General features: G+C 66.4%; 1 protein-coding gene. It reads right to left on the bottom strand.

Annotated features, from left to right (window positions below; all coding sequences use genetic code 11):
• Positions 1–568: DUF1522 domain-containing protein (locus MOV74_RS39975; protein ID WP_246933085.1), on the bottom strand; the 568-nt coding region annotated here is incomplete at both ends.

The raw sequence follows: 568 nt of genomic DNA, 5'->3' as shown, positions 1-568 counted from the left end.
GGTGGTCGAGACCGTCAGCAGGCCGTTGGCGTCGATCGTCGCCGTCAGGTTGTTGGCCTGAAGCTTCGTGTTGAGCTGATCGAGCGTCTTGACCGTGCCGTTGGTGCCGTCACCGAAGGTGGCGGTGACCGCCGTGCCGCCGTTGAAGGAGGAGAAGGTCAAGGTCTTGCCGGTGATGCCGCCGACGCCCGAGGTGCGCGCCGCGGTGAAGGCGGTCGAGGTACCGGTGTTGCCGGCGAAGCCGAGCGCATTCAACGCGTTGCCAGTGCCGGTGATCGACAGATCGGCATTGACGCCGGTCGACAGCTTGAGCTGGCCGGAGGCGTTGATCGACGAGTTGGTCTGGCCGGTGGCGGTCGCAAGCGTCGCGGTGCCGTTGGCATTGACCGTCGCGGTCTGCACGCCGGTGGCAAGGTCGATCGCCTTCAGCACGTCGTTGACCGTACCGCCCTGCAGATAGACCGTCGAGTTACCGGCGCCGTCCGTGAGAACGTTGCCGCTCGCACCGAAGCCGCTCGCAACGCTCGGAGCACCGGTCGAACCCGGGATCGGCGCGTTCTTGAACGTG

It is taken from the genome of Bradyrhizobium sp. SHOUNA76 (assembly GCF_023006445.1).
GTDB lineage: Bacteria > Pseudomonadota > Alphaproteobacteria > Rhizobiales > Xanthobacteraceae > Bradyrhizobium.
Note: the sequence above shows the minus strand (reverse complement) of the source record. Positions and strands in the feature narration are given on the sequence as shown.